At 70.6% G+C, this 2,673-nt stretch carries 4 protein-coding genes and 1 pseudogene; all 5 read right to left on the bottom strand.

Annotated features, from left to right (window positions below; all coding sequences use genetic code 11):
* Positions 1-791, bottom strand: a 791-nt coding sequence (locus tag VGD85_RS12805; RefSeq protein ID WP_331063826.1) for an aspartate kinase, incomplete at its 3' end; no start/stop codon positions are given.
* A 53-nt stretch (positions 792-844) separates the two neighbouring features.
* Positions 845-1,438, bottom strand: a complete 594-nt coding sequence (locus tag VGD85_RS12800; RefSeq protein WP_331063825.1) for a DUF5063 domain-containing protein — start codon at positions 1,436-1,438, stop codon at positions 845-847.
* Positions 1,431-2,030: a recombination mediator RecR gene (gene recR, locus VGD85_RS12795; protein WP_331063824.1), complete on the bottom strand. Its 600-nt coding sequence runs from the start codon at positions 2,028-2,030 to the stop codon at positions 1,431-1,433. Before recR ends, VGD85_RS12800 begins: the two co-directional genes overlap by 8 nt.
* Positions 2,031-2,045: 15 nt before the next feature.
* Positions 2,046-2,420 carry a YbaB/EbfC family nucleoid-associated protein gene (locus VGD85_RS12790; RefSeq protein WP_331063823.1) on the bottom strand — a complete coding sequence of 125 codons (375 nt, stop codon included), beginning with the start codon at positions 2,418-2,420 and terminating at the stop codon, positions 2,046-2,048.
* Between the two features lie 34 nt (positions 2,421-2,454).
* Positions 2,455-2,673 (bottom strand): annotated as a pseudogene (locus VGD85_RS12785) (DNA polymerase III subunit gamma/tau); the annotation flags it as partial.

The raw sequence follows: 2,673 nt of genomic DNA, 5'->3' as shown, positions 1-2,673 counted from the left end.
CGGTCGTGGGCGACGCCGGCGATGATCGCCTGCTCCATCTCTTCCTCTCCTGCCTTGCTGTCCGGGATGACCCAGGTGCCTTCCTTCTGGCTGAAGGAGGAGCGCACGTGGATCGGCATGTCGTAGCGGCGGGCGTACTCGACGCACCGCAGGTGCAGGATCTTGGCGCCGGAGGCGGCCATCTCCAGCATCTCCTCGGTGGAGACCCGGGGCAGCTTGCGCGCGGCGGGCACGATCCTCGGGTCGGCGGTGAAGACGCCGTCGACGTCGCTGTAGATCTCGCAGACGTCGGCGCCCAGGGCCGCGGCGAGCGCGACCGCCGTCGTGTCGGAGGCGCCGCGGCCGAGCGTCGTGACGTCCTTGGTGTCCTGCGAGACACCCTGGAACCCGGCGACGATCGCGATCGCGCCGTTCTTGATCGCGTTCTCGATCCGGCCGGGGGTGATGTCGATGATCTTGGCCTTGCCATGGGCGGAGTCGGTGATCACCCCGGCCTGCGAGCCGGTGAACGACTGGGCCTTGTGGCCGAGCTGGGCGATCGCCATCGCGACCAGCGCCATCGAGATCCGCTCGCCGGCGGTGAGCAGCATGTCGAGCTCGCGCGGCGGGGGCAGCGGCGTCACCTGCTGGGCGAGGTCGCGCAGGTCGTCGGTCGTGTCGCCCATCGCCGAGACGACCACGACGACGTCGTGGCCGGCCTTGCGCGTGTTGACGATGCGCTGGGCCACCCGCTTGATGCCGTCGGCATCCGCCACCGACGATCCGCCGTACTTCTGGACGACAATGCCCACGGTTGGTCCCTCTGCTCGACTGCTGACTGGTGCTGCGCTACCAGCCGTCGAGTCTACCGAGGTGCGGCGTCCTCGCCCTCGAGCATCTCATCGACGAGGGCCAGCTGCTCCTCCTCGCCGGTGAACTCCGCGTCGAGCCGGTCGTGGGCCACCACCGAGAGCAGCGCGTTGAGCGCGGCACCGGCGAGGTTGCCCCACGAGGAGACGTAGGAGAACTGCCACCACCACAGCGCCTCCTCGGTGTTGCCGAGGCGGTAGTGGCGCAGGCCGTTCTCGAGGTCGGTGGCGATCGAGGTCAGGTCGTCGGAGAGCTGGCCCTCCACGACCTCGGGCACGTAGGGGTCGAACACGAAGCTGTAGGTGTCGACGCTGTCGAGCATCGCGGCCAGGCGCAGCCGCATCTCGTCGAGGTCCGGCTCGGGCCCGACGTCGGGCTGGTACTCGCCCTGCGGGTTGAAGTCGCGCTGCGCACCCAGCCGCGCGCCGGCCAGCAGCACCTGGCTGATCTCCAGCAGCAGCAGCGAGATCGCCCGGCCGCCGTCGGCCTCACGGGCGATCGCCTGCAACGCGATCAGGAAGCTCTCGACCTGATCGGCGATCTGCTGGGCGAAGTCCTCGGTGTGTGCGTCGAGCGTCGTGTCAGTCATCTGCTGATCGCCTTCCTGCGAATGCGCGGCCCAGGGTCACCTCGTCGGCGTACTCCAGGTCCCCGCCTACGGGCAGTCCACTCGCCAGACGCGTCACGCGCAACTCCATGGGCTTGAGCATCCGCGTGAGGTAGGTCGCGGTCGCCTCGCCCTCGAGGTTGGGATCGGTCGCGAGGATCACCTCGGTGATCACGCCGTCGGCGAGCCGGACCATCAGCTCGCGGATGCGCAGCTGCTCGGGCCCGATGCCGTCGATCGGCGAGATCGCGCCGCCGAGCACGTGGTAGCGGCCCCGGAACTCCCGCGTCCGCTCGATCGCGACGACGTCCTTGTACTCCTCCACCACGCACAGCACCGCCGGGTCGCGCCGCGGGTCGCGGCAGATCCGGCACTGCTCGTCCTGGGAGACGTTGAAGCAGGTGCTGCAGAACTTCACCTTGGCCTTGACCTCGAGGAGCACGTCGGCGAGGCGGCGTACGTCGGCGGGGTCGGCCTGCAGCAGGTGGAACGCGATCCGTTGCGCGCCCTTGGGACCGACGCCGGGCAGTCGGCCCAGCTCGTCGATCAGGTCCTGGATGACACCTTCGTACAACGAGACCCCGGTGCCCTAGAACCCCAGCTGCCCGGGCATGCCCGGCAGGCCCTCGGCCCCGCCGGCGAGCGGCCCCAGGGCCTCGCCCGCGAGCGCGTCGGCCTGCGCCTTGGCGTCGCGGTAGGCCGCGACGATCATGTCGCCGAGGTCGGAGAGGTCGTCGGAGTCGCTGCCGTCGAAGCCACCGGCCTTGATCTCGACGCCGACCAGCTCGCCGACGCCGTTGACCTGCACGGTCACCGCACCGCCGGCCACGGTGCCGTCGACGACGGTCTCGGCGAGCCGCTGCTGGGCGCTCTGCAGCTGCTCCTGCATCTGCTGGGCCTGCTGGAGCAGGGCGTTCATGTCGAACCCCCCGCCCCCGAGGGCGTCGAACGGGTTCTGGCTCATCGGGTCTCCTCTGACCGTCGGCGGGTGGATGGCGTCACTGGTTGCGGATCTCCTCGATCACCTGCGCGCCGAGCTCGCGCTGCAGCAGCTCGGCGGTGCTCATGCCCTGCTGGTCGGCGTCGAGGTCGTCGGGGTGGGCGTCGGCGTCCGCGGCGGCCCAGTCGGGTCCCTCGGGGCGCGGCTGGTCGGCGCTGCGGGTCTGCTGGATCGCGTCGCGGGCCGCCGCGATCGACTCCGGGTCGGTGCCGCGGCG

It is taken from the genome of Nocardioides sp., from assembly GCF_036401255.1.
GTDB lineage: Bacteria > Actinomycetota > Actinomycetes > Propionibacteriales > Nocardioidaceae > Nocardioides.
Note: the sequence above shows the minus strand (reverse complement) of the source record. Positions and strands in the feature narration are given on the sequence as shown.

Coding starts and splice junctions, on each gene's coding strand:
- VGD85_RS12800 (WP_331063825.1), bottom strand. CDS start 1,438: ATGACTGACACGACGCTCGACGCACACACCGAGGACTTCGCCCAGCAG.
- VGD85_RS12790 (WP_331063823.1), bottom strand. CDS start 2,420: ATGAGCCAGAACCCGTTCGACGCCCTCGGGGGCGGGGGGTTCGACATG.